Source organism: Streptomyces longispororuber (genome assembly GCF_024448165.1).
GTDB lineage: Bacteria > Actinomycetota > Actinomycetes > Streptomycetales > Streptomycetaceae > Streptomyces > Streptomyces longispororuber_A.
The window spans coordinates 19,326-44,242 of record NZ_JAMOLN010000064.1; the positions used below are offsets into that span (position 1 = coordinate 19,326).

Annotated in this window: 25 protein-coding genes; 19 read left to right on the top strand and 6 right to left on the bottom strand. The window is 73.0% G+C overall.

Annotated features, from left to right (window positions below; translation table 11 throughout):
- Positions 1 to 204: 204 nt before the first annotated feature.
- On the top strand, positions 205 to 1,080 hold the full coding sequence (locus M4J07_RS19380; protein ID WP_255973575.1) for an SGNH/GDSL hydrolase family protein: 876 nt from the start codon (positions 205 to 207) through the stop codon (positions 1,078 to 1,080).
- A 20-nt stretch (positions 1,081 to 1,100) separates the two neighbouring features.
- Here the strand turns inward: M4J07_RS19380 and M4J07_RS19385 are convergent, their stop codons facing one another.
- A complete protein-coding gene (locus M4J07_RS19385; protein ID WP_255973577.1) occupies positions 1,101 to 2,360 on the bottom strand; it encodes a S9 family peptidase in 1,260 nt (419 codons plus the stop codon).
- A gap of 205 nt (positions 2,361 to 2,565) precedes the next feature.
- On the opposite strand from M4J07_RS19385, the gene M4J07_RS19390 reads away from it, so the two are divergent.
- The 6 genes from M4J07_RS19390 (at position 2,566) to mtnB (ending at position 9,472) form a co-directional block, all read left to right on the top strand.
- Entirely contained in the window at positions 2,566 to 4,200 is a 1,635-nt protein-coding gene (locus M4J07_RS19390; protein WP_255973579.1) for a penicillin-binding transpeptidase domain-containing protein, read from the top strand.
- 169 nt (positions 4,201 to 4,369) lie between these two features.
- Positions 4,370 to 6,547 (top strand): FUSC family protein, encoded by a 2,178-nt coding sequence (locus M4J07_RS19395; protein WP_255973619.1) that lies wholly within the window; start codon positions 4,370 to 4,372, stop codon positions 6,545 to 6,547.
- Between the two features lie 61 nt (positions 6,548 to 6,608).
- Complete coding sequence (locus M4J07_RS19400) at positions 6,609 to 7,430, top strand: SAM-dependent methyltransferase (protein ID WP_255973582.1); 822 nt, start codon at positions 6,609 to 6,611, stop codon at positions 7,428 to 7,430.
- A gap of 136 nt (positions 7,431 to 7,566) precedes the next feature.
- Positions 7,567 to 8,151 (top strand): 1,2-dihydroxy-3-keto-5-methylthiopentene dioxygenase, encoded by a 585-nt coding sequence (locus tag M4J07_RS19405; RefSeq protein WP_255973584.1) that lies wholly within the window; start codon positions 7,567 to 7,569, stop codon positions 8,149 to 8,151.
- On the top strand, positions 8,148 to 8,873 hold the full coding sequence (gene mtnC, locus M4J07_RS19410) for an acireductone synthase (RefSeq protein WP_255973586.1): 726 nt from the start codon (positions 8,148 to 8,150) through the stop codon (positions 8,871 to 8,873). The genes M4J07_RS19405 and mtnC overlap by 4 nt, the downstream gene beginning before the upstream one ends.
- Entirely contained in the window at positions 8,870 to 9,472 is a 603-nt protein-coding gene (gene mtnB, locus M4J07_RS19415; protein WP_255973588.1) for a methylthioribulose 1-phosphate dehydratase, read from the top strand. Before mtnC ends, mtnB begins: the two co-directional genes overlap by 4 nt.
- 36 nt (positions 9,473 to 9,508) lie before the next feature.
- Here the strand turns inward: mtnB and mtnA are convergent, their stop codons facing one another.
- Positions 9,509 to 10,549, bottom strand: a complete 1,041-nt coding sequence (mtnA, locus tag M4J07_RS19420) for an S-methyl-5-thioribose-1-phosphate isomerase (protein ID WP_255973589.1) — start codon at positions 10,547 to 10,549, stop codon at positions 9,509 to 9,511.
- A 300-nt stretch (positions 10,550 to 10,849) separates the two neighbouring features.
- Here mtnA and M4J07_RS19425 point away from each other — a divergent pair, with 300 nt between their 5' ends.
- Genes M4J07_RS19425 through M4J07_RS19460 form a run of 8 tightly spaced genes read left to right on the top strand, consistent with a single transcriptional unit; the run spans position 10,850 to position 18,794 of the window.
- A complete protein-coding gene (locus M4J07_RS19425; protein WP_255973590.1) occupies positions 10,850 to 11,902 on the top strand; it encodes a BMP family ABC transporter substrate-binding protein in 1,053 nt (350 codons plus the stop codon).
- A complete protein-coding gene (locus M4J07_RS19430; RefSeq protein WP_255973591.1) occupies positions 11,883 to 13,451 on the top strand; it encodes an ABC transporter ATP-binding protein in 1,569 nt (522 codons plus the stop codon). The genes M4J07_RS19425 and M4J07_RS19430 overlap by 20 nt, the downstream gene beginning before the upstream one ends.
- 1 nt (position 13,452) lies before the next feature.
- Positions 13,453 to 14,532, top strand: a complete 1,080-nt coding sequence (locus tag M4J07_RS19435; protein WP_255973593.1) for an ABC transporter permease — start codon at positions 13,453 to 13,455, stop codon at positions 14,530 to 14,532.
- Positions 14,529 to 15,386, top strand: a complete 858-nt coding sequence (locus M4J07_RS19440; protein ID WP_255973622.1) for an ABC transporter permease — start codon at positions 14,529 to 14,531, stop codon at positions 15,384 to 15,386. Before M4J07_RS19435 ends, M4J07_RS19440 begins: the two co-directional genes overlap by 4 nt.
- Positions 15,383 to 16,150, top strand: a complete 768-nt coding sequence (locus M4J07_RS19445; RefSeq protein WP_255973595.1) for a nucleoside phosphorylase — start codon at positions 15,383 to 15,385, stop codon at positions 16,148 to 16,150. Before M4J07_RS19440 ends, M4J07_RS19445 begins: the two co-directional genes overlap by 4 nt.
- On the top strand, positions 16,143 to 17,441 hold the full coding sequence (locus M4J07_RS19450; RefSeq protein WP_255973597.1) for an amidohydrolase: 1,299 nt from the start codon (positions 16,143 to 16,145) through the stop codon (positions 17,439 to 17,441). The genes M4J07_RS19445 and M4J07_RS19450 overlap by 8 nt, the downstream gene beginning before the upstream one ends.
- Entirely contained in the window at positions 17,438 to 18,049 is a 612-nt protein-coding gene (locus tag M4J07_RS19455) for a sulfite oxidase-like oxidoreductase (RefSeq protein WP_255973599.1), read from the top strand. The genes M4J07_RS19450 and M4J07_RS19455 overlap by 4 nt, the downstream gene beginning before the upstream one ends.
- 4 nt (positions 18,050 to 18,053) lie before the next feature.
- A complete protein-coding gene (locus tag M4J07_RS19460; RefSeq protein ID WP_255973601.1) occupies positions 18,054 to 18,794 on the top strand; it encodes a ferredoxin reductase in 741 nt (246 codons plus the stop codon).
- A 10-nt stretch (positions 18,795 to 18,804) separates the two neighbouring features.
- Here M4J07_RS19460 and M4J07_RS19465 read toward each other — a convergent pair whose 3' ends face one another.
- The 3 genes from M4J07_RS19465 to M4J07_RS19475 all read right to left on the bottom strand — a co-directional run bounded on the left by M4J07_RS19465 (position 18,805) and on the right by M4J07_RS19475 (position 21,407).
- A complete protein-coding gene (locus M4J07_RS19465) occupies positions 18,805 to 20,133 on the bottom strand; it encodes a S28 family serine protease (RefSeq protein ID WP_255973603.1) in 1,329 nt (442 codons plus the stop codon).
- 195 nt (positions 20,134 to 20,328) lie between these two features.
- Positions 20,329 to 20,826, bottom strand: a complete 498-nt coding sequence (locus M4J07_RS19470) for a peptidylprolyl isomerase (RefSeq protein ID WP_255973605.1) — start codon at positions 20,824 to 20,826, stop codon at positions 20,329 to 20,331.
- Between the two features lie 101 nt (positions 20,827 to 20,927).
- Entirely contained in the window at positions 20,928 to 21,407 is a 480-nt protein-coding gene (locus M4J07_RS19475) for a DUF4188 domain-containing protein (RefSeq protein WP_255973607.1), read from the bottom strand.
- A 68-nt stretch (positions 21,408 to 21,475) separates the two neighbouring features.
- Here M4J07_RS19475 and M4J07_RS19480 point away from each other — a divergent pair, with 68 nt between their 5' ends.
- The 4 genes from M4J07_RS19480 (at position 21,476) to M4J07_RS19495 (ending at position 24,294) form a co-directional block, all read left to right on the top strand.
- Positions 21,476 to 22,117: a MerR family transcriptional regulator gene (locus M4J07_RS19480; protein ID WP_255973609.1), complete on the top strand. Its 642-nt coding sequence runs from the start codon at positions 21,476 to 21,478 to the stop codon at positions 22,115 to 22,117.
- A 77-nt stretch (positions 22,118 to 22,194) separates the two neighbouring features.
- Positions 22,195 to 22,476 (top strand): zinc-ribbon domain-containing protein, encoded by a 282-nt coding sequence (locus tag M4J07_RS19485; RefSeq protein ID WP_255973611.1) that lies wholly within the window; start codon positions 22,195 to 22,197, stop codon positions 22,474 to 22,476.
- Positions 22,477 to 22,523: 47 nt separating this feature from the next.
- The gene (locus M4J07_RS19490) at positions 22,524 to 23,675 is read left to right on the top strand and encodes an ROK family transcriptional regulator (protein ID WP_255973613.1); all 1,152 of its coding nucleotides are present in this window, start codon (positions 22,524 to 22,526) and stop codon (positions 23,673 to 23,675) included.
- A 76-nt stretch (positions 23,676 to 23,751) separates the two neighbouring features.
- Entirely contained in the window at positions 23,752 to 24,294 is a 543-nt protein-coding gene (locus tag M4J07_RS19495; protein WP_255973615.1) for a GNAT family N-acetyltransferase, read from the top strand.
- Here M4J07_RS19495 and M4J07_RS19500 read toward each other — a convergent pair.
- Positions 24,291 to 24,824 (bottom strand): GNAT family N-acetyltransferase, encoded by a 534-nt coding sequence (locus M4J07_RS19500; protein ID WP_255973617.1) that lies wholly within the window; start codon positions 24,822 to 24,824, stop codon positions 24,291 to 24,293. The two genes, M4J07_RS19495 and M4J07_RS19500, sit on opposite strands and share 4 nt — an antisense overlap.
- Between the last annotated feature and the right edge of the window lie 93 nt (positions 24,825 to 24,917).

Below are 24,917 nucleotides of genomic sequence, written 5' to 3' on the forward strand. Positions count from 1 at the left end.
GGCTGTTTCCCCGTCGACCGGGCGGATGCCACGCCGACGCCGTGCCCACGCCGTCCACCGCCCCACTCCCCCCAGGTCACGACCCCGTGCACGCCTATTGACTCGAATTCAAACTCGTCGGTAGCTTCAACTGTCAGCGCGCTGAAATCCCCTGTCTCATACGGAACTTGGCCTTGAGCCGAGCCGGTTTCGAAGGAGCATCAGATGGCGATCCGCGCGTTCAGGGGCCGTCTCGTGGCCGTGGCGGCCACGACCGCCGCCGCAGCTGTCGGCCTGGCCGCTCCGGCGCAGGCCACCCCACAGCCCCTCCCCTACGTCGCGCTCGGCGACAGTTACAGCGCGGCCTCCGGCGTGCTGCCGCTCGATCCGTCGGCCAGCCTGCTGTGCGCCCGGTCCACCGCGAACTACCCGCACGTGATCGCCCGGCGCACCGGCGCCGCACTCAAGGACGTGACGTGCGGCGGGGCGCAGACCAAGGACTTCGCCGCGGCGCAGTACCCGGGCGTGGCCCCGCAGCTGGACGCGCTCGGGGCGGACACCCGGCTGGTGACGCTGACCATCGGCGGCAACGACAACAACACGTTCATCAGCACGATCCTGGCCTGCGCCACGGCGGGCGTGCTGTCCGCCGGTCAGGGCGCGCCGTGTCAGGCCCAGTACGGGAGCAAGTTCGGCGACGACATCGACACGAAGACCTATCCGGCGGTGAAGGCGGCCCTGCAGGCGGTGCGGAACAAGGCGCCGCACGCGCGCGTCGCCGTCCTCGGCTATCCGTGGATCATGCCCGCCAAGGCGCAGACGGGCTGCTTCGTGAAGATGCCGATCGCCTCCGGCGACGTACCGTACGTGCGCGACATCCAGACCCATCTCAACGACGCGGTGCAGCAAGCCGCAGCCGAGACCGGGTCGACGTACGTGGATCTCGCCGCGGCGTCCGAGGGGCACGACGCGTGCCAGAAGACCGGCACGCGGTGGGTCGAGCCGGCGCTCTTCGGCACCAACTTCGTCCCCGTGCACCCGAACGCGCTCGGCGAGTCCGCGATGGCCGACCACACGATGGCCGCGCTCGGCCTGGGCTGACACCGGCGTCCGGCCGGCGCCTAGACGAAGGTGACCTCGGGGAACCGCGGCGACGGCCCGTCGAGCAGTCCGTCGTCGTCGCGGTCGCGCAGCCACCGGTCGAAGAAGGCCGTCACATAGGCGCGTTGGGCCGCGACGGCGCGGGCCGCGGGCACCGTGCCGACCCAGCCGACGAGCGTCTCGCGCGGCAGGCCGAGCCGGTCCGCGACCTGCGGGAGGAGCGTGGCCGCATCGGTGTACGTGGCGTGCCCCGAGCCGCGCACCGTCAGATCGCGGCGCCATCCGGTGCTGTGCCGCCACAGCTCCCGCCAGGAGGGCACCGTGGTCCGGTCGTCGCCGTCGCTGCCCATGAGGAGGAACGGACGGTCGACCCCCTGCGCGGCCACCGTCGAGAGCCCGCCTTCGTCGTGGTCGTCCTGGACGTACGCGAGGACGCCGTCCAGATCGGCCGCGGCGGCGATCCGCGGGTCGTCGTGCAGCGCCTGGAGCGCGGCGAAACCACCGGCCGACTGCCCGAACACCCCGACCGGGGCGCCGCACGGGGCGGCGTCGCCGAGCGCGTCGTGCAGCACGTCGTCCAGGACGTCGAGGACGAAGCGGACGTCGGCGACGCGGACGTCGGCCGTCTTCTTCAGCAGCGCGGTCACCGCGTCGGGTCCCGCCTGCTGCGCGGCCTCGAACTCCTGCGGCAGCCTGCTGGTCACCACCCGCCCGTCCGGGAACTCGACGGCGGAGACGTCGTAGGGGTGGTCGATCGCCACGACGACATGGCCGCGGGACGCCAGCTCGTCGGTCAGCGTGGTGCCGAGGGTGCGCGGGTCGAGGACGCCCGGGGAGTAGAGGACGACGGAGCGGGCCGCGTGCCGGTCGGCGGGGGCTCCGGTGTGGGCGAAGGTGCGGGTGGCCGCCCAGTCGACCCGGTCCGCGGGCAGCCCGCCGAAGTTGTTGAGCCGGTCGAAGCCCGCCGCCTCCCCGGCCGTCATCTGGGCGGCCCGCGCGTGTCCGGCCACACTGCGGGCCGGGTACCGGACGTCGACCATCAACTCCCTGACGGGCGCGCCCGTCCAGGGGTCGCGCCGGGAGCGGTCCACCAGGCGCAGCGACCGCGTGCCCACCGGGTGCGGTCCGGTCGGGGCGGGCAGCCGCAGCCGGACCCGCGCGTCACGGGTCCGCGCGGCGGCGGTCCCCACCGGCACGCCGAGCGTCAACAGGGCCGTGCCCACGGCCAGTACGGAACGGCGGGAGGGCCCGCGGTGCGTGGTGATCTCGTTGGCGTCCATGGGTCAAGCCTGGCCGCGTCCCCCTCCCCCGCACCATCCGGCAGGCCCGCCCCGCGGGTTGGGGGGAATCCCCCAGAGGCCCACCAGAAGCCCTGGGCCCGACGCCCTGAACGGCGCACTCCGACAGGGAAGTGGACCCGCCACCTGCCTACGGTGAGGCGTCGGAACAGTGGGAAACGCCGGGAAACGGCAGGGCGGAGGGCCCGTGGGCGGCGAACGGCACACCAGGCGCAGGAACCTCTGGATCACGGGCGGGGCCGCCCTGGCCCTGGCCGGTGCGGGAGCGGGAACCTGGGCCGTGGTCGCGGCGGGCGACGCGGCGCCCAGGACCGGTCCGCTGTCGGCGTCGGAGGTCACCCGGGCGGCCGACGGCTTCCTGGACGCGTGGGCGGACGGGGACACCGAAGGGGCGGCCGGCCGCACCGACGACGAGACCGCCGCCCGCGCCGCGCTGCGGGACGACCGGGAGCGGGCACACCTCTCCCCGAGGAAGCTCTCGCCCGGTGCCCCGGCGGGCAACCGGGTGCCCTTCGCGGTGCGGGCCGAGTTCGCGTACGACGGCGCGCGGGCCCCGCTCTCGTACGACACGGCGCTGACGGTGGTGCGCCGCCCCGGCGACGGAACGGCCGTCGTGCACTGGGCGCCGTCCGTGCTCCACCCCCGACTGGGCGTCGGGGGGCGGATGTCGGTGCGGGAGACGGGGGCGGCGCCGGTGCGCGCCCTGGACCGGGACGGGCGGGCGCTGGACACGCGGGCGTTCCCCTCGCTGACGCCGGTCGTCGACGGACTGCGCCGCTCGTACGGGAAGGCGGCGGGCGGCAGACCGGCCGTGGAACTGCGGATCGTGGCGGCGGGCCGGGCCGACGGGGACGCGGAACCGCCGGCCGGCCAGGCGCTGCTGTCGGTGGACGAAGGGGCGCCGGGACGGCTGCGGACCACGATCGACCCGGCGGTGCAGCAGGCGGCCGAGCGGGAGGTGGCGCTGCGGGCCGACGCCTCGATCGTGGTGCTCAGGCCGTCGACCGGGGAGATCCTGGCGGTCGCCAACTCCCGTGGGAGCGGCCGGGACACGGCGCTCGAAGGACGGCTCGCGCCGGGCTCCACGATGAAGATGATCACGGCGTCGCTGCTCCTGGAGAAGAAGCTCGCCGATCCGGACAAGCCGCACCCCTGCCCGAAGAACGCCTCGTACGGCGGCTGGACCTTCCACAACGTCGACGACTTCGACATCGCGGGCGGCACCTTCCGCAGCAGCTTCGCCGCGTCGTGCAACACCGCGTTCATCACGCAGGCGGGCAAGATCGCGGACGACGACCTGGCGCGGCAGGCCCGCGAGGTGTTCGGCATCGGGGAGCGCTGGTCGGTCGGCGTCGACGCGTTCGACGGATCGGTGCCGGTGGAGCATGCCGCGTCGAAGGCGGCCTCGATGATCGGTCAGGGCGAGGTCCGGATGAACCCGCTGACCATGGCGTCGGTGGTGTCGACGGCGCGCACGGGACGGTTCCGGCAGCCGTATCTGGTCGCCCCGTCGGTCGACCACCGCACGCTCGTCGCGGCGAAGCGGACGCTCGAACCCGGAGCGCACCGGCAGTTGCGGGAGCTGCTGCACACGACGGCGACCTCCGGTTCGGCGGCCGGGTCCATGGCGGGACTGACCGGTGACACCGGGGCGAAGACCGGCTCGGCGGAGGTCATCGGGCAGAAGGAGCCCAACGGCTGGTTCGCGGCCTGGCACGGGGACCTCGCCGCGGCCGCCGTGATGCAGCGCGGCGGCCGGGGCGGCGAGTCGTCGGGGCCGCTCGTGGCGGCCGTCCTCAGGGCGGTCGACCGGAGCCGCTGAGCCCTCGCACCACCCCCACCGTGCTCACGCCAAGACCGCGCTGACGTCCTCGTATGCTCGGGGACACGAACGACGGATCGATCTTGGAGTGACACTGGTGGCGCGACGGCCTTCCCTGACCGGGACGTGGGATCGCTTCGTGGCGTCCGACCCGGGGCTGCTGCGGCTGATGGCCGGGGTCCGCACGGTCGCGGCGATCGGACTGACCCTCGCCGTGCTCGCGGTGCTCGGCACGGACGTGACGTACATGGTCGCGGGCGCGATGACCGCGATGGTCGGCACCTTCGCGATCCGCGAGAAGACGGTGCGCGGGCAGGCCCTCACGCTGGCGCTCGGGCTGCCGACGGCGCTCGCGGCCGTGTCGCTCGGTGCGCTGCTGCACAGCCGCGTCGTGGCGGGCGACCTCTTCTTCATCGCGCTGATCTTCGGCGCGGTGTACAGCCGACGGTTCGGCGACCGGGGCACGGCGCTCGGTCTGATCGGCTTCCAGGTCTACTTCGTCTCCCTGTTCGTGAACGCCTCGGTGGATCAACTGCCGCGGCTGTTCGGCACCTTGGCGATCGCCTTCGCATGCAGCGCCGTGGCCAGGTTCGCGCTGGTGCCGGAGACGCCGCAGCGGGTGCTCGGGCGGCTGCGGGAGGCGTTCAGGGCGCGGCTCGCCCAGCTGGTCACCGCGCAGACCCGGCTCCTCGACGCGCCGCCGGAGGAACTCGACGACGTCCTCGACGACCTGCGGCGGCACACGGCGCGGCTGCACGAGGCGGCGCTGATGATCCAGGGTCGCCTGGCGGACGGCACCCGCGACGAGACGACGGCCGCACTGGTCCAGCGCCGTGTCGCCGACGCCGAGGTCGCCGCCGAGCGCCTCGGCATGCTGCTCCTGAACGCCCGCAGCGCCGAGCGCGCCGACACCCTCACCCTGCACCTGCCCGACGCCCCCGTCCCGGCGACCGGCAAGCTGCTGCGCCGCGAGGACGAGGCGACCGCGACGCTCCGCCGCGACCTGGGCGCCCTGCATCTGATGGTGGCCCGGCCGGCCGACGCCAACCGCGGCACGGCCGTCGCCCACGTCCGCAACCGGCTGCTCGGCTACCGCGACGAGGAGCGGATACCGCCGGGCACCACCCTCGCGGTGCAGGACGTGTTCCGCGGCATCGGTGAGGCGGCCCGCGCGGTCCTCGGCCTGCGGCTCGCGCTCGACGGTCCGCAGGACGAGTCCGACGACTCCCCCGCCACGACCCGCTCCCGCGAGGAGTTCGACGCGGAGGACGTGTCCATCACAGGTGCGGAGAAGGAGGCCGCCGAGGAGACCGCGGACCCGGCCGGCCTCAAACGGCCCACCACGCGCGCCGCGTTCCAGGTCGCCGTCGGCTCCGCCCTGGCCATCGTCGGCGGCGAGTTCCTGTCCTCGCAGCGCTGGTACTGGGCGGTCCTCACCTGCTGGGTAGTCTTCCTCAACACCGCGTCCACCGGCGAGATCGTGGTCAAGGGCTACCGGCGGCTGCTCGGCACGGTGCTCGGCGTCGTCGCGGGAGTGGCCCTCGCCGGCGCGGTCGGCAACCACACCTGGCTGGCGTTCGTGCTGGTCCTGGTCTGCGTGTTCGCCATGTTCTTCACCGCCCCGCTGTCGTACGCGCTGATGTCGTTCTTCGTGACGGCGATGCTGGGGCTGCTGTACACGCTCCTCAACACCTACAGCTTCGACGTGCTGGTGCTGCGCATCGAGGAGACGGCGCTCGGCGCGGCCTGCGGCATCATCGCCGCGATGCTGGTCCTTCCGGTCCGCACCGACTCGCGCACCGACGAACTCCTCGCCACCACCCTGGAGCGGCTCGGCGACGTGGTCGCGGCCGCCGTGGAGCAGCTCAGCGGCGGCCCCGCCGCCGACCTCCTGGACAAGGCGCGGGACCTGGACACCGCGCTCGACGACCTGCGGGCGTCCACCCAGCCGCTGACGCACCCGATCACGCCGCTGCGCGAGCGCCGGCAGACCGCCCGCTATCTGGTGGCGCTCCTGGAGACGTCCGCGTACCACGCCCGTTCGCTGGCGGCGACCGCGGAACTCGTGCCGTACAGCAAGCGGGTCGGGGCCGACCCGCGGCTCGGCCGCGCGGCCAGGCGCATCGCCCACAACATCGACGTCCTCGTCGCACACGTGAACGACGAGAGCACCGCGGGCGGCGTCGAATCCGGCGCCAGCATCGCGGCGATGCTGGAGACGGACGGCCTGGGCGTCCCGGCCGCGAACACCGTCACCTTCCGCGTGCTGCGCCACCTGCAGCGCCTCGACGAGGGCATCACCGGCCTCGCCCGGCCGCTCGGGGTGCCGGTGGGTCCCCGCAAGTGATGTGATCGTCAAGGGAGTTGATGATTGACTGGGCCGATCACCGTGCTGGAGGAGGCACTTCATGTCGGACCAGGGTTCCGGATACGCCGACGCGTCAGAGATCCGCAACCGCATCGACACCACGACGCCGCACTCGGCCCGCTTTTGGAACTACTTCGTGGGCGGCAAGGACAACTACGAGGTGGACCGCCAGATCGGCGACCACATCAAGGAGATATTCCCCGGCCTCGTCGACGTGGCACGCACCAGTCGCCACTTCCTCGGCCGCGCCGTGCGCCATCTGGTGAACGAGGAGGGCGTACGCCAGTTCCTGGACGTCGGCACCGGCCTGCCCACCGCCGACAACACGCACGAGGTGGCACAGCGCGCCGCGGCAGACGCACGCATCGTGTACGTCGACAACGATCCGCTGGTCCTCACCCACGCACGGGCCCTGCTCACCAGTACGCCGGAGGGCGAGACGGCGTACCTGGACGCCGACCTCTACGACCCGGACGCGATCCTCAAGGCGGCCGCGACCACGCTCGACCTGACGCAGCCGGTCGCGCTGATGGTCCTGAACACGCTGGGGCACGTCGCCGAGATCGAGCAGGCGCGCTCGCTCGTCCAGCGGCTCATGGCCGGTCTGCCGTCCGGGAGTTACCTCGTCGTCAGCGACAGCACCTCGACGAGCGAGGGCATGATCGCCGCGTCGAACGCGTACAACGAGAGCGGCGCGGTGCCGTACCACGTGCGCCCCGTCGCCGACATCGAGGGCCTCTTCGACGGCCTGGAGCTGGTCGAGCCGGGAGTCGTGCGCGTGACGGAGTGGCGCCCGGACGCCGACGCCGACCAGGACGCTCCCGCGGTCGACGCCTACGGCGGCGTGGGACGCAAGGCATAGGCGGGGCCGGTCGGTCCCGACGCGGCGGCGGGCGTCGTTTCTCGGAGAGTGAGACGACGCCCCCGTCGCCTGCCGCACGCCGCTCACCTGGGGTTACGATCCGAAGCCCCGCCCGTTCCCGCTTGGAGTTCCTGTCATGACTCTCCTGACGACCTGGCCCGAGTCCGGTCCCGACACCGTGCTGCGCCGTACCGCCGACACGGCCGAGATCAAGGCGGCGCTCGCCCCGATCGGGGTGCGCTTCGAGCAGTGGCCGGTGCGCGCGGACGTGCCCGCCGACGCCGACAGCGAGACGGTGTTCGCCGCGTACGGGCCCGAGATCGAGAAGCTCAACGCGGAGGAGGGCTTCACCACCGTCGACGTCCTCGGCCTGCACCCGAGCGACGACCCGGAGTTCCCGGCCAAGGCGAAGGCGGCACGGGAGAAGTTCCTCCAGGAGCACACCCACGACGACGATGACGAGGTCCGCTTCTTCGTCTCCGGGTCCGGCATCTTCTATCTGCACGTGAACGGCGAGGTGCACGCCGTCCTCTGCGAGAAGGGCGACCTGCTGGGCGTGCCGCGCGGCACGACCCACTGGTTCGACATGGGCACGGCCCCCTCGTTCACGGCGATCCGCTTCTTCCACGAGGAGGACGGCTGGATCGGGAACTTCACCGGTGACCGGATCGCCGACCGCTTCCCCGACTTCGACACGATCGCCGCCGGGCACTCCGCGTGAGCGCGCTCTCCCACGACGTGGACGCGGTGGTCCTCGACATCGAGGGCACCACGAGCGCCACGGGGTTCGTGGTGGACGTGCTGTACCCGTACTCCCGCTCGCGGTTCGCCGCGCTGCTCACCGAGCGGGGCGACGACCCCGAGGTGGCGCGCGCCGTCGGGCAGGTGCGGGAGCTGACCGGCGAGCCGGACGCCGACGCCGAGCGGGTCGAGAAGGTCCTGAACGGCTGGCTCGACGAGGACCGCAAGGCCACGCCCCTCAAGACGCTGCAGGGCATCATCTGGTCCGAGGGCTTCGCGCGCGGCGACCTCGTCTCGCACTTCTACCCCGACGTGCTCCCGGCGCTGCGCCGCTGGCACGCGGCGGGCATCGCCCTGCACGTGTACTCGTCGGGTTCGGTGGCCGCGCAGCGGGCGTGGTTCGCGAGCAGCCCCGAGGGCGATCTGCTGCCGCTGGTGGGCGGGTTGTACGACACCGAGAACGCGGGCCCCAAGCAGGAGGCGGACTCCTACCGCCGGATCACCGCGGCGCTCACGGTGCCCGCCGACCGCACCCTCTTCCTCTCCGACCGGCCCGGCGAGCTGGACGCGGCCCGCGCCGCGGGCTGGCGCACCGTCGGCGTCCGGCGCCCCGGAGAGCCGTACTACGAGCAAGGCGTCGGCGACCACCCGGAAGCGGGCGCGTTCGACGAGATCACCCTGAGCACGAGGAGCACGAAGTGAGCACGACCGGCGCCGAGTTGGCAGAGGCAGGGGCGGTGCTCGCCGCCGAGTCGGCGCGGTTCGCGTCGTTCGGCTGGATGCGCGGCACCTCAGGCAACCTGTCGGCCGTCCTCTCCCGTGACCCGCTGCGGCTCGCCGTGACGGCGAGCGGCCACGACAAGGGCGAACTGACCGCCGCGGACGTGGTGCTGGTCGACGGGAACGGGGCCGCGGTGGACGGCGGAAAGCCGTCCGCGGAGGCCGAGCTGCACGCCCGCGTCGCCGCCCTGACCGGTGCGGGCGCCGTGGTGCACGTGCACACGGTGGCGTCGGTGGCGATGGGCCGGCGCGAGCCGGGCGGCATCGTCTTCAAGGACCTGGAGATGCTCAAGGGCGTCGGGCAGCCGGCGCACGGCACCGAGGTGACACTGCCCGTCATCGCCAACAGCCAGGACATGAAGGAGCTGGGCGACCGGCTCGAGGCGGCCCGTGACCCGCGGATGCCCGCGGTCGTGGTCGCCGGGCACGGCCTGTACGTGTGGGGCGCCACGCCGCGGCAGGCGCGGCACCACACCGAGGTCGTCGAGTGGCTCCTCGAACTCGCCCTCACGGAGCGGTAGTTCGGGACACCTCCCGGCCGGAGGCCCGGCCGGGGGTCAGCCGAGCCGGTCGCCCGGCAGTTCGCCCGCCGACACCTGGAGGACACCGCGCTCGGTGACGAGCCCGGTCACCAGGCGGCCCGGCGTCACGTCGAATGCCGGGTTGTGACCACGGGACGCGGTGGGCGCGGTGCGCACGCCGCCCCACTCCAGCACCTCGTCCTCGCCGCGCAGTTCGATGTGGATGGCGTCGCCGTCGGCGGTCTTCAGGTCGACGGTGGTGGTCGGCGCGGCGACGAGGAAGGGGATGCCCGCGTCGGCGCAGGCGAGGGCGACCCCCACGGTGCCGACCTTGTTCGCGGTGTCGCCGTTGGCCGCGATCCGGTCGGCGCCCACGATCGCCGCGTCGACCTCGCCGCGCAGGATGGTGCCCGCGGCGGCGCCGTCGGCCTGCACGTAGTGCGGGATGCCCTCCTGGACGAGCTCCCAGGCGGTGAGGCGTGCGCCCTGCAGCAGGGGGCGGGTCTCGTCCGCGTAGACGACCTCGACGCGGCCGCGGGCGTGCAGTTCGCGGATGACGCCGAGGGCGGTGCCCCAGCCCGCGGTGGCCAGCGCGCCGGTGTTGCAGTGCGTCAGGATGCGCAGCGGCCGGTCCTCGCCGATCCGCTCGAGGAGCCAGTCCGCGCCGTGCACGCCCATGGCGCGATTGGCCTCGACGTCCTCGCGCTGGACGGCGGCGGCCTCGGCGAGGACGGCGTCGAGACCCTCCTCCAGGCGCTCGGCGACCCGGTCCACTCCGACCATCAGGTTCACCGCGGTGGGGCGCGCCGCGCGCACCCGCGCTATCTCGGCGCGCAGCCGCGTCGGGTCCCAGCCCTCCCGCTCGCCCTGCAGCAGGGCGAGCGCGACGCCGTACGCCCCGGCGGCGCCGATCGCGGGCGCGCCACGGACGACCAGCCGCTGGATCGCGTCCACCAGCCCGTCCACGTCCCGCACTTGGCGGATCTCCGTGCGGTGCGGAAGCACGGTCTGGTCGATCAGGGCGAGGGCGTCACCGGTCCATTCGACGGCGCGCAGCTCCTGCGGTTCCTGGGACATGCGTGGGCACTCCTGAATCTCCGGGCGCCTGCCCGGGTGCGTCTCCGAGGGTGCGCGACACCGTACATGACCTGGGGGAACCACAGTTCGAGACGCTCGCGCACCCGTGCGGAATCCAGTGTTACCCTCCTGCTCCGCCGCACCGGGAACGACCACCGCACACCATCGAGGAGGGACCGTGCTGCTCACGAAGCGCCGCTTCCTCGATCACGGCCGGTGCGCCGGCGACTTCTGTCGCCGCTGAACCGTGCCCCCGCACCCGTTCCGCTCTCCTCGCACCAGCTTCCGGAAGGCCCTGCCATGCCCCGTAGATCCCGCTCGATCCAGCTCGCCGCGCTCGCGGCCGGTGCCGCGCTCGCGATGACGGGCTGCAACGCCGCCGCGAAGAAGGACGATTCGGGCGGCTCGGCAGCCAAGGACGCGAAGGCGTTCACGCTGGTGACGCCGGACCCGGTGGGCCAGAACGAGTTCATGAAGCTCGCGGTGAGCGGGGTGAAGGCGGCGGCGAAGGCGCACGGCGGCGGCACGCCGAAGGTGTACCAGAGCTCCGACACGGCGTCGCAGCAGCAGAACCTCAAGGCCGCGGTGGACTCCGCGCCGGACGTCGTCGTGACGGTCGGCTTCGAGTTCGCGGACGCGGTGGCGCAGCAGGCCGAGGCGCACCCGAAGCAGCAGTTCCTGATGGTCGACGCCTGCACCACGAAGACGTACCAGAACGTGAGTTGCGGTGTCTTCCGCGAGCACGAGGGCGTGTTCCTCGCGGGCGCGGAGGCCGGACTGCTCAGCAAGAGCGGCAAGGTCGGCGCGGTCGACGTGCTCGACACGCCCCAGTTCCGCCGCTACAGCGACCCGTTCGCGGCCGGCGCCAAGCACGTCGCGAAGAAGACGTCCACGGCGACCCGGTTCGTCGGCGGGCAGTCGCCGTTCGACGACTCGGCGCGCGCCAAGGAGCAGGCCGGCTCGCTGATCTCGAAGGGCACCGACCACGTGATGGCGGCCGCCGCGGCCGGCAACTACGGCGTGTTCGAGGCGGCGAAGGCCAAGGGCGCCTTCGCGTACGGCGTCGACGTGAACCAGTGCCCGGCGGCGCCCGGTACCGTCGTCGACAACGTCGTGAAGCGCACCGACGTCGCCGTCGAGAAGGGCATCGGCCACATCCTCGGCGGGGACGCCGGCAAGACGGTGTCGTACGGCCTCAAGGAGGGCGGCATCACGCTGACCGGCCTGGAGGACGGCGTCGCCTCGTCGAAGTGCGTGATCGCGCGGCACGAGGACGTCCTCAAGAAGATCGGCGAGCTGCGCGACCAGATCGTGGCCGGGAAGCTGAAGGTCGATGACCCCGCCGCGGCCTGAACCGGCCGACGACGCGCACGGCGCCCACGACGCGCCGGTCTCCGTCGAACTCACCGGCATCACCAAGGAGTTCCCCGGCACCCTCGCCAACGACCGCGTCGACCTCACGGTCCGGCGCGGCGAGATCCACGCGCTGATGGGCGAGAACGGCGCGGGCAAGTCGACCCTCATGTCGATCCTGTACGGGATGCTGCGCCCGGACGCGGGCACGGTGCGGGTCGACGGCCGCGAGGTCGCCTTCGCCAGCCCCGGTGACGCGATGGCCGCCGGGCTCGGCATGGTGCACCAGAGCTTCAAGCTGTTCGACTCGCTGACCGTCGCCGAGAACGTGGTGTACCGGGCCGAGCCGCGCCGCTATGGCCTCGTCGACCGGGCGGCGGCGCGCCGCCGGGTGACCGAACTCGCCGCGGCGCACGGCCTGTCCGTCGACCCGGACGCGCGCGTCGGCGATCTGCCGGTGGGCGTGCGCCAGCGCGTGGAGATCCTGAAGCTGCTGCACCGCGGCGCCCGCACCCTGATCCTCGACGAGCCGACCGCCGTGCTGACCCCGGCCGAGGCGGACGCGCTGTTCGGCGTGCTCCGCTCGCTCACCGACGAGGGCCGCACCGTCATCCTCGTCACGCACAAGCTGCGCGAGGTCCTGGAGGGCAGCGACAACGTGACGGTGCTGCGCGACGGCCGGGTCGTCGCCCGGCTGCGCACCGCCGACACGACCGCCGACGAGATCGCCTCCGCGATGACGGGCCGCGCCGTCGAGCTCGACCGGGTGCACGCGCCCGGCAGCCCGGGCGACGAGGTCCTGACGGTGTCGGGGCTCGCGACGGACGGGGTCCGCGACGCCGGACTCACCGTCCGGGCGGGCGAGATCGTCGGCATCGCGGGCGTCGCGGGCAACGGACAGAGCGAGCTGGTCGAGGCCCTCGCCGGGCTCCGTGCCGTCACCGCGGGACGGGTCACCCTGTCCGGCCACGACATCACGCACGCCTCGGCGGCCCGCCGCAGGCTCGCCGGCCTCGCGTACGTGCCGGAGGACCGGCACGCGGTGGGCACCGCGCCCGCCGCGTCCGTCGCCGACAACCTCGCGATGGGCCATCACCGGACCGCCTTGTCCCGCAAGGGAGTTCTGGCCCCGAAGGCGGTGCGCGAGCACGCCCGCGCACTGATCGGACGGTTCGGCGTGAAGGCGTCGTCGCCGCAGGTCGCCGCGAGCGCACTGTCCGGCGGCAATCTGCAGAAGCTCCTCATCGGGCGTGAACTCGCCCACGAGGCCCCGCTGCTGCTCGTCGAGCAGCCGACGCGCGGCGTCGACATCGGCGCTGTCCAGCACATCCACGACCAGCTGATCGCCTACCGCGACGCCGGCCACGCGGTCCTCCTCGTCTCCGCCGAGCTGAGCGAGATCCGCGGCCTCGCCGACCGGGTCCTGGTGATGTACGAGGGCCGCATCGTGGCGTCGTACCCGAAGAACGAGGCGGACGAGCGGACGCTCGGCCTCGCGATGGCCGGGGCCGCGCCCGATCCCGCGCCCTCCGCCCGGAAAGGGGCCTGAGATGGCGGCCTCACCCGTCTCCCCGGTGCGCGTCCTGCGCTCCCCCGTCTTCTTCTCGGTCGCCGCGGCCGTCGTCATCGGGGCGCTGTTCCTGATCGGCACCGGCGCCGACCCGGTCGCCGCCTACCGGGCCGTCATCACCGGCTCGCTCGGCTCGGCCGGCATCGGCTCGACGCTGACGACCGGGACGAGCGTCCTCGGCATGGCCCTGGCCCTCGCGATCCCGTTGCGCGCCGGACTGATCAACCTGGGCGGGGACGGCCAGTTGGTCCTCGGCGGCATCTCGGCCGCCGCGGTCGGCCTCTACTCGCCGCTGCCCGCCCCGCTCACCACGGTCCTGGCCGTCCTCGCCGCAATGGCGGCCGGCGCGCTGTACGCGGCGCTCGCCGCCCTGTGCGACATCCGGTTCGGCGTACCGCTCCTGGTGAGCAGCCTCCTGCTGTCGTACCCGGCGTCGTCGCTCGCCTCCTACCTTGTGCGCTACCCGCTCAAGGAGCCGGGCTCCAGCCTGCCCCAGACGCGGCGGCTGCCCGACGGCGTGGAACTGCCCGCGTTCGGCACGTCGACCGTCACCGTCGGACTCGTCCTGGTGGCGCTCGCCGCCGTCGCGTACCACGTCGTCGACTCCCGGACCGCGGTCGGCTACGAGATGCGGATGACCGGGCTCAACCCCCGCTTCTCCGCGTACGCGGGCGTGGCGCGCGGACCGCAGACGCTGCGCCTGATGGCGGTGTCCGGAGCACTGGCCGGACTCGTCGGGGCGGTCGGGGTGCTCAGCTTCCCCTACCGCTTCCTCGACGGGTCGCTCACGGCGCCCGGCTACACCTGGACCGGTCTGACGGCGGCGCTGCTCGCGGCTGCCGCGCCGCTCGGCACGGTGCTCGCCTCCTTCTTCTTCGCGGTCCTCCAGGTCGGCGGACTGTCGATGGAGCGGACCACCGAGGTGCCGCGCGAACTGACGCAGGTGCTCCAGGCGATCGTGATCGTGTTCCTCGCGGCGCGGCTGCGCATCACCTGGCGCCCGAAGAAGCGGCGGGACGCCGCGGAGCAGCTCACCACCGAGAAGGCGGAGGCCGCCTGATGTTCGACTCCGACCTGGTCCTGTCCGCGCTGCGCGCGCTCACCCCGATCCTCCTCGCCGCGCTCGGCGGGGCCCTGTGCGAGCGCGCGGGCGTCTTCAACATCGGCCTCGAGGGCATGATGCTGATGGGCTGCTTCACCGCCGTCGCCACCAGCTGGTTCACCGGCAGCCCCTGGCTCGGCGTGCTGGCCGCCGCCCTCGCGGCCGCCGCGTACTCGCTGATCCTGGCCGTGGGCGCGGTGACCCTGAAGGGCGACGCGGTCGTCCTGGGCGTCGCCATGAACCTGCTCGCCGTCGGCCTGACGAGCTTCCTGCTGCGTACGGTCTTCGGTGTGCAGGGCACCTTCGACGACCCGGACCTCCTGGGTCTGACCGAGATCGCCGGCTTCTCGCCGCTGACCTGGCTGTCCTGGGCCGCGGTCGGCGTCGCCGCCGTGCTGCTGTCCCGGCACGCGTGGGGGCTGCGGCTGCGCGGCGTCGGCGAGGCACCGGACGCCGCCGCGACGCTGGGCGTGAGCCCGACGAAGTACAAGTACGGTGCGGTCCTCGTCTCGGGTGTCCTGTGCGGCCTCGCCGGGGCCCAGCTCGCGCTCGGCAACGTCACGCTGTTCTCCGAGAACATGACGGCGGGCCGTGGCTGGATCGCCGTCGTCGCCGTGATGCTGGGCCGCGCCCTGCCGCTCGGCGTGCTGCTCGCCGCGCTGCTGTTCGGGCTCGCGGAGGCCGCCGGGTTCCGCCTCCAGGGCCTCGGCCTGCCGCAGCAGGCGACGGACGCGGCGCCGTACGTCGTCACCCTGATCGCCCTCTTCCTCACCACGGCCCGACGCCGTCGCACCACTGGAGCCTCCGCATGAGTGCCACCGCACCCGACCTGCTGCCCATCACCCGGATACCGCGCACGGGCCTGCCGCCGCGCGCCGTCGTCGTCGGCGACCCGGCGCGCGCCGCGGCCGTCGCCGACCTCCTGGACGACGCGAAGGAGGTCTCGTACCACCGCGAGTACCGGGTGTTCAGCGGGAGTTGGCGGGGTCTGCCGGTCGTCGTCGCCTCGCACGGCGTGGGCGGCCCGGGCGCGATCCTGCTGTTCCAGGAGCTGGCGGACGCGGGTGTGCGCACCTTCGTCCGGTTCGGTACGGCGGGTGCGATGCGCCGCGGCATCGGCGACGGCGACCTGGTGATCGCCGAGGCGGCGGTGCGCGACGACGGTGTGACGCAGCAGCTGGTGCCGGCCGAGTACCCGGCGGTGTCCGCGCCCGAGGCCGTGCTCGCCCTGACGCGGGCCGCGCGCGAGGCGGGGGCGCCGCACCACCGCGGCATCGTGTGGACGCGGGCGGCGTTCCAGCCCGGCCTGATCCCCCTGACCGCCTACGACAGGGCGGGGCTCGCCGCGATCGAGATGGAGCTGTCCGCGCTGTACGTGACGGCGTCGCTGCGCGGTCTCGTCGCGGGCGGCGTGCTGGTCGTCGACGGGGCGAACGCCGACGAGCTGGTCGACGAGGAGAACACCGGCGGCTACAACCCGCACCGCGAGGTCGTCGCCGAGGGCGTGGCCCGGGGCAGCGTCGTGGCGCTCGACGCGCTGCGGATCCTGGCGCAGGAGGAGAACCACGGTGTCTGACCCGGTCGATCTGCTGGTCCACGGCGGCACCGTCCTCACGGTCGACGACGCCTCCACGGTCGTCCCGGACGGGGCCGTCGCCGTCCGCGACGGCGCGATCGTCGCCGTGGGCCCGGCCGCCGAGCTGCGCGCCCGCCACTCCCCCGCCGACGAGATCGACGCGCACGGCTGCCTCGTGCTGCCCGGCCTCGTCAACACGCACACCCATCTGGCGATGACACTGCTGCGCGGCACCGCCGACGACGTGACGCTCCAGGAGTTCCTCGGCCGGGTGGTGCCCGCCGAGGCCCGGCTGCTCAACCCCCGCAACGTGGCGGCCGCGGTGCGCGTCGCCGTCGCGGAGAGCGTACGGGCCGGGGTGACGTCGGCGCTCGACATGTACTGGTTCCACGAGGCCGCCGAGGAAGCGGCCCGGGAGGCCGGGTGGCGGCTGCACACGGGCCCGACCTTCATGGACGTGCCGGAGCCGCCGGACGCCCGGGAGTACGCGGCCCGTCTGGACTGGGCCCGCCGCGACCTGGCGGCCAGGACCCGGTCCCCCGGCACCCGTCCCGTCCTCTTCGCCCACTCGGCCTACACGCTCGCCCCCGACCAGCTCGTCGGGATCTTCGCGCTCGGCCGGGAGTTCGGCGCGCTGATCCACATCCACGCGGCGGAGAACGCGGCCGAGGTCGCCACCGTCGAGGCCCGGCACGGCAAGCGGCCGGTCGAACTCCTCGACTCCCTGGGCCTGTTGGGGCCCGACGTGCTGCTCGCGCACGCCGTCGACCTGACCGGCGGGGAGATCGTGGCGCTCGCCCGCACCGGCACGTCGGTCGCCCACTGTCCCGTCTCCAACCTCAAGCTGGGCTGCGGCATCGCGCCCGTGCCGCGGCTGCTGAGCGCGGGCGTCACCGTGGGCCTGGGCACCGACGGCGCCGTCAGCTCCAACACGCTCGACCTGCTGGGCGCCGTGCGCCAGGCCGCACTCGTCCACAAGGCGGGCGGCGACCCGACCGCGGTCGGCGCCGAGCAGGCGGTGCGGATGGCGACCGTCGAGGGGGCCAGGGCGCTCGGCCTCGGCGCCGAGCTCGGCTCCCTGGAGCCGGGCAAGCGCGCGGACCTGATCGTCCTGGACCTGGGCCGGCCGCACCTCACCCCGCGCCACGACCCCTGGTCGATGCTGGCGTACGCCGCGCAGGCCTCCGACGTGCGGGACACCGTCGTCGATGGCAGGGTGCTGATGCGCGACCGCACACTGACGACGCTCGACGAGAGCGCCGTCCTGGCCGATCTGGAGGCCCTCGCATGACCGGCCACGCCACCCGGGGCTTCGTCGGCCGCCCCCGCGTCCACAACCCCGGCCTGCCGCCGGGCCAGTACGACGCGCGCGACGACTGGCCCGTCCTGTCGGCCGAGGTGACCCCCGAACTCGCCCCGCGGGACTGGACGTTCCGGATCGACGGGCTGGTCGCCGAGCCGCGCACCTGGACGTGGGACGAGGCGCAGGCGCTGCCCACCTCCTCCTACGAGGGCGACATCCACTGCGTGACGAGCTGGTCGAAGTTCGGGGTGCGCTTCGGGGGCGTCTCGCTCGACGTGTTCCTGGACGCCGTCCGCCCGGACGCGTCGGCCACCCACGTGGTGGCGTACTCGCACACCGGCTACACGACGAACCTGCCGCTCGCCGACGTGACGGGCGGCCGGGCGTGGGTCGCGTTCACCTACGAGGACGCGCCGCTGCCGTCCGAACACGGCGGCCCCGCCCGCCTGTTGGTGCCGCACCTCTACTTCTGGAAGAGCGCGAAGTGGCTCGCCGGACTGCGGCTGCTCGACCACGACGAGCCCGGTTTCTGGGAGCAGAACGGGTACCACGCCCGGGGCAACCCCTGGGAAGAACAGCGATACGCAGGTGACTGACCAGGTGTCCGAGACCTTCACTCCCCCGACCCGGTTCGCCGTGCCCGGCCGGATCGCCGTGAGCAACCGGGCCGCCGCCACCTGGCAGCGCGCCGAGCTCACCGAGATCCGCCGGGAGACGCCGCTCGTGTCGACGTTCCGGTTCGCGGTGCCCGGCTGGCAGGGACATCTGCCGGGCCAGCACCTGATGCTGCGGCTGACCGCCGACGACGGCTACACGGCGCAGCGCCACTACTCGCTGGCGTCGCCGCCCGACGCCTCCGGGCACATCGAGCTCACCCTCGACCACGCCGAGGGCGGCGAGGTCTCCGGGTACCTGCACACGATCGCCCGGGTCGGCGACGCGGTGGAGGTGCGCGGCCCGCTCAGCGGCTTCTTCGCGTGGCCGGGCGACCGGCCCGCACTGCTGGTCGGCGCGGGCTCGGGGGTGGTGCCGCTGATGTCGATGGTCCGCCACCACCGGCAGCACCGCCTCACCGTGCCGCTGCGCCTGTTCGTGTCCGCGCGCACCCGCGAGGACCTGATCTACGCCGACGAGTACGGGGCGGAGACGACCCCGGTGCTCACCCGCGAAGGAGAGCACCGGCGACTGGCCGCCGACCACCTGGCGCCGTGCTTCACGCCGGATTCGCCGGCCTGGGAGGCGTACGTCTGCGGCTCGAACGCCTTCGCCGAGCACGCCTCCCGGCTCCTGGTCGAGCTGGGTCAGCCGGTGGAGCGCATCCGCATCGAGCGCTTCGGCTGACCCGCGCCGGTCACTGCCCGGCCCACCGCTTGATGGTGGCGGTCGCGGCGTCCCGCTGGTCCGTGGGCAGCGCCGAGATCCGGGCGCCGTGGTTGGACTTCGGCACGACGTACTTGTACGAGTCGTTCTTGCTGGGCGTGAACTGCTCGGCGCTCCACGGGTCGTTCTGCCCGTAGACGAAGAGCATCCGCTCCGACTGTGTGCGCACCCACTTGTCGACGCCCTTGATGACGGTGCCGTCGTAGGTGGTGCGCATGTCGGCCGGGAGCACCGAGTTCGGCTGGTAGATGTCGGGGTAGTGGCGCACGCCCTTGAGGTTCTTGAACTTCAGGTCGGCCCAGCCGAGTTGGGCGGCGGCCTGCCGGTAGTAGGGGCCCGAGCCGTTCGCGCCGAGCGTGGAGTCCTCGTAGATCGACAGGCCGTGGTCGAGGGACCACTGGTACAGCTCGTCGTCGGAGACGGCCTTCGCGTCGGGCACGGTCGGGCAGTTGTCGACCGAGCCGGACTGCCAGAAGTTCCACACCTGGTCCAGGACCGCGAACTCGTAGGCGCGGTCGGTGGTGCCGAGGGTGTCGGTGAACGTGTAGCCCTCGTCCTTCGCCGTCTTCTCGAACTTCGGCAGCAGGGTGTCGCGGCGCACCAGCATCTCGCGCTGCACGGCGGCGAGCGCGGTCCGGCACTCCTTGGTGCCGACGGTGTCGAAGAACCGCTCGTAGGTGCTGTCGTCGTTGTTGTTGGCGTCGTTCGGGGCGACGTAGGCGACGACGCCGTCGTAGTCGCGCGGGTAGAAGCGGTAGTGGTACGTCGCCGTCATGCCGCCCTTGGAGCCGCCGGTGGCCAGCCACTTCGACGACTTCTCGTAGAGCGGTCTGATCGCCCGCACGATGGCGTGCTCGTCGGCGGCCTCCTGCGGCACGGTCATCTTCGCCCAGGGGGTGGCGCCGGCCGGGACGGACGGGCCGAAGAAGCGGTGCTCGACGCTGAGCTGGTTGGCGTCGAGGATCGTGGTGGGTTCGCGGGTCGCCGAGGACAGGCCGTAGCCGCCGGTGTAGACGACGACGGGCTTCGCGGTCGACTTGTGCCAGATGGTGAACCGCTGCTCGAACGTGCCGAGCCGGGGCTCGGTGTGGTCGATCGGCTGCGTGATGGACAGGGCGTAGAGCGGGAAGCCCTCCTTGTCCGTCACGCCGGTGACGGTGACACCGGGTATCGCGCGCAGCTGGTCCTCGAAGGAGGCCTGGACGGTGGTCGCGGCGGCGGCCGGTGCCGCGGTGGCGGCGAGGGCTCCGGCGGTCAGGGCGGCGGACAACAGCAGCGTGGGTACGGTGCGCAGGCGCACGAAAGCCTCCCGGGTCGAGAAAACGGCGAGTTGGATCACTGTCTCGGTGACCGAGACCTTAACCCGAGCCGTCCGCCCAGGAGTTGGGGTCGGGCGTCTTACTGTGCCGTTACTGTCCCGTCCGGGGCCCGGACATGCCGGAAGCCGGGTCCTGCCGCGGCGGCGGGACCCGGCTTCCGTACGGGGCGCGAGGGATCAGAGCTGGCCGGACTCGGCGATCGTGATCTTCGCGGAGGTGGCACCGCTGCGCGAGCCGAGGGCCTCGATCTTCTTGACGAGCTTCATGCTGTCCTCGTCCGCGACCTCGCCGAAGACGACGTGCTTGCCGTCCAGCCAGTCGGTGACGATGGTGGTGATGAAGAACTGCGAGCCGTTGGTGTTCGGGCCCGCGTTGGCCATCGAGAGCTGGCCCGGCTTGGTGTGCTTGAGCTGGAAGTTCTCGTCGGCGAACTTCTCGCCGTAGATGCTCTTGCCGCCCGTGCCGTTGCCGGCGGTGAAGTCGCCGCCCTGGAGCATGAACTGCGGGATGACGCGGTGGAAGGACGAGCCGGCGTAGCCGAAGCCCTTCTCGCCCGTGCACAGGGCGCGGAAGTTCTCCGCCGTCTTCGGGACGACGTCCTCGAAGAGGTTGAACGTGATGCGCCCGGCGGGCTCGTCGTTGATCGTGATGTCGAAGTAGGTCTTGATTGCCATGCCGCAATCCTTGCATCACGAGCCCCGGAATGCCGATTCGGCCCGACAATGCGGACGTGTCGGCACACCGTGTGACGGCTCGGCGGCGCAGCGTGTCCGGATCAGACGGCGAGCCGGTCCCGCGCCTGCACGCCCTCGGCGAGCGAGCGGGTCCCGTACGCCTTGCCGAGGCCGAACGGCGGCATGTCACCGTAGATCGTCTCGTACGAGCCCGCGGGCACGACGTAGGTCTCGTGCCACAGGCCCACGTGCCCCCGGCTCTTGCGCGCGTACCGGTTGATCCGCGCCCACCACGGCTGGTGGCGCTTGTCGGACGCGGCGGCGTAGGCGAGCAGCTTCTCCTTGGTCTCCCAGTACTGGACGACGAAGTAGGTGCGCGGGTTCGCGGTGCCCAGGAGGTGGTGGAGCAGACCCAGGCTGCGGTCCCTGCCCAGTTCCCTGAGCATCATGGGCATCGCGCAGAACACCGGGAACCAGCGGTGCACCGCCCAGAAGTGATTGATCCGCATGCCGATCAGGAAGACGACGACGTCGCCCTCCACGGCCGCTGTGGTCCGCTCGACCCCTGGCTTCTCGGGCACGACTCCCCCTCGGATTCCCGGCGTTCTGGTGATTGGATAGTGGCACTTTCCAAGAAGGGGCACAAGAGATGCGACTGGCTGAGCTGAGCGAGCGCGGCGGGGTGCCGGTCGGCACGATCAAGTACTACCTGCGCGAGGGGCTGCTGCCGCCCGGGCGGCGGGTCAGCGCTACGCAGGCCGAGTACGACGAAGCCCATCTGCGCCGGCTGAACCTGGTGCGCGCCCTGATCCAGATCGGCCGGGTCCCGGTGGCGACCGCCCGGGAGGTGCTCGGACACATCGACGACGAGTCGCTCGGCACCACGTTCCGGGTGGGCGCCGCGATGTGGGCGCTGCCGCATCCGCCGGAGGTGCCCGCGGACGATCCGACGACGGCCGAGGTGACCGCGGGGGTCGACCGGTTCCTCGGGGACCTGGGCTGGCACCACGCGCGCGAGATCGGCGCCCTCTCCCCCAGCTACCGGCAGCTGGTCACGACGATGGCGACGCTGACCCGGCTCGGCTACACCATCGGCCCCGACACCCTCGCCGCGTACGCGGTGCACATGGAGTCGGTCGCCCGGCTCGACCTCGACCAGCTGGACGCCTTCGACGACGATCGCGAGAAGGCGGAGGCGGCGGTCGCGGGGGCCGTCCTGTTCGAGCCGGTCCTGGCCGCCCTGCGCCGCCTCGCGCAGGAGGAGCACACCACCCGCCGCTACGGCCTGTGAGGGCGGCGCCCCTGCTGCTTACGATGGCGCCAAGCCTCGGGACGCTCACGGCGGCCCCGGACAGGGAGGGACCACGAATGATCATCTTCGGTACGCGAGGCGTGGTGTATCAGCTCGCGATGCTCACGCTCGTCTGCGGCGGCTGCGGCAACCCCGCCGCCCACTCGCTGCGCAAGTACGTCACGAAGTTCACGCTGTTCTTCGTCCCGCTCTTCCCCATATCGACGAAGTACCGCACGCAGTGCACGTTCTGCGGCACCGAGCACCAGCTGCCCAGGGAGCAGGCGGAGGCGATGCTCGCCCACGCCGCCGCCCCGCAGGCCGACCCGGCGCAGCAGCCGCACAACTACCAGGGCTGACGGGCCGCTCGGGGGAATGTGCCGGGGTCCGGAGAAGGCGAGCACGCATGACGGCACTTGAGGAGAACTGGCTGCCGCTGAGCCCGGGAGAGCGGGCCGTCGCGATCGAGGTCCTCACCCACGGACCGCTCTCCCGCGGCGAGTTGGCCCGCCGCCTCGGACTCTCCGCGGGCAGCCTCACCCGCCTCACCAAGCCGCTGACCGAGTCCGGTCTGCTCGTCGCCGAACCGGCCCTGGCCGCGGCCGGCCAGGGCCGCCCCGCCCAGCCCCTCGACGTCGTCGCGGACTCCCGGCACTTCGCCGGCTTCAAGATCACCGCGGACGCGGTGTACGGCGTGGTCACCACGCTGCGCAGCGAGGTCGTGGCCCGCTGCACGGTGCCGCTCGACACGCACGAGCCCGACGGCGTGGCGGCGCTGCTGGCCGCGCTGACCCGGGAGTTCGCCACCTCCTTCCCGCGACTGGCCGGGATCGGGATCGGCATCGCCGGCCCCACCCGGGCGCGCGGCGTCGTCGTCGCCAACACCTTCCTGGGGTGGGCCGACGTCCCGCTGGCCGATCTGGTGCGGGCCCGCGCGGGGCTGCCGGTGGTCGTCGACAACGACGTGACGGCCCTCGCCGAGGCGGAGGCGTGGTTCGGCGGGGGCCGGGGGCTCGACCGGTTCGCTCTGCTCACCATCGGGGCGGGCATCGGGTACGCGCTGGTCGTCGGGGGCCGGCCGGTCCGCACGGGGGACGCCGGGCGGGGCATCGGCCGGCGCTGGATCGTCGACCCGTACGGACCGCTGACCCCCGACGGCGAGCGGGGCACGGCGGGCGCCCTGCTCGGCATCCCCGCCATCTGCCGCCAGGTGCACGCGGCGACCGGGCGGCCGGCGACGTACCCGGAGGTCCTCGCCCGCGCCGCGGCGGGGGAACCGGTGGCGTCCCGGGTGATCGACGAGGCGGCCCGGGCCCTCGGCGTGATGGTGGCGCAGATCGCCGAACTGGCGCTGCCGCAGAAGATCCTGCTCGCCGGGGAGGGCGTCGGCCTGCTGGACGTCGCCGGGGACGTCGTGGCCGCCACGATCCGCGCCCGCCGCCATCCCGACGCCGACCCCGTCCCGCTGGAGACCGGTCCGCACGACTTCCACGGGTGGGCGCGGGGATCGGCCGTCCTGGCGATCCAGGTGCTCGTGCTGGGGGCCGCGACGCCCTGACCGGCGCCGCAGCACCGGGCCGCGCCGACCGCGATATCGCTTGCCGCCCCACAGCACGGTCGGATAGGAAGATCGCATGCTGAAGGCCGGAAAGGTCGGGCTCAGGGCCCGCTTCGACGACGACATCCCGATTCTGCGGACCGAGCTCTACGACGACGTGGTCAACGGCTCGCGGGCGGAGGGCGGGCCGTGGCGGCCGATCACGCCCGGCTCCAAGGATCCGCGCCTCGTGGTCGACGACAAGGAGCCGGGGCACGTCCCGTTCTCCGTGGTGGAGCTGGAGGGCGGCACGCTCGTCGGCACAGCGACGCTGTGGGGCATCGACAACCACAGCCGGGCCGCGCACATCGGCCTCGGACTGCTGCCGGCCGCGCGCGGCAAGGGCTACGGCACCGACGTGGTCGCGGCGCTCTGTCACTACGGCTTCGTGGTCCGCGGCCTGCACCGGCTGCAGATCGAGACGCTCGCGGACAACCACGCGATGCTGCGGGCCGCCGAGCGCAACGGGTTCGTCCGCGAGGGCGTCCTGCGCTCGTCGGCGTGGGTGCTGGGCGAGTTCCTGGACGAGGTGCTCCTGGGGCTGCTGGCCCACGAGTGGCGGCCGGGCGCCGCGGGCTAGGGTGTGCCGAGGTCCCCGCGGACCATGCTGTACATCACGCCGTCGCGCCACTGTCCGTCGCGGAAGACGATGCGGCGCAGCACCCCTTCGCGGGTGAACCCGCACTTCTCCAGGGCCCGTTGCTCGGCGACGTTCTCCACCTCGGTGTCCGCCTGGACGCGTTCCACGGGGGTGTGCGCGAACAGATGGCGCACCAGCAGCTCCTGGGCGCGCGTGCCGACGCCGCGGCCGCGCGCCTCGGGCAGCAGCTGGATCCCGACGACCCAGCAGTAGGAGCTGCGCGAGACGACGCGCTTGCGCCAGCCGACGAAGCCGTGCACGTCGGGGCCGGTCGCGACGGCGAGCCGGCCGCCGTCCTCGCCGATCATCCCGTCCTCCTGCCACTCCCGGCGGAAGCGGGCGGGATCCGCCCAGCCGTACCACTGGAAGGGGCCCGCCGCCTCGGGGTCCGTCAGGAACCGCTCGAAGACGGCCAGGTCCTCCTCGTACACCGGCCGCAGCACCACGCCGGCCCCGTCACGCTCCGACATCGCGAACTCCCCCACTGAGACACGCCGTTGACGGGCCACCCTACGCACGAAAAGGCCCCGTCGCCTCACAGGGGGGAGAGGAGGCGGCGGGGC